The organism is Adlercreutzia equolifaciens (assembly GCF_029076695.1).
Lineage (GTDB): Bacteria > Actinomycetota > Coriobacteriia > Coriobacteriales > Eggerthellaceae > Adlercreutzia > Adlercreutzia equolifaciens_A.
In genome coordinates, this window is record NZ_JARFIK010000491.1 from 1 (window position 1) to 294 (window position 294).

1 protein-coding gene is annotated in these 294 nt (G+C 61.2%); it reads right to left on the minus strand.

Annotation, left to right across the window (positions count from 1 at the left end):
- On the minus strand, nucleotides 1-294 hold a 294-nt coding region (locus PZH32_RS13315; RefSeq protein ID WP_275208729.1), incomplete at both ends, for a PH domain-containing protein.

The window sequence follows — 294 nt, forward strand, 5'->3', positions numbered from 1 at the left end:
CGGTCTTGCGGTTGTAGAGCTCGGTGCGCAGCCACTCGGCCTGGGCCTTGGTGACGTAAGGCACCACGATGGCCTTGTTGGAGGGACCGCCCGCAGTGTCGATGGCCACCGTACACACGCCGAAGATGCGCTGTAGCAGCGTGGCGCGCTGGTCTACCGACTGAACCCGCTGATAGGGCACGTGGAAGCGCTTTTTATTGAACACGCCGGAATACAACGTGAACTCGTCCGGCCCCACCGTGAAGTAAAGATGCTTGTAGCTGACGAGACGCGTGACCACCACGATGGCCACCA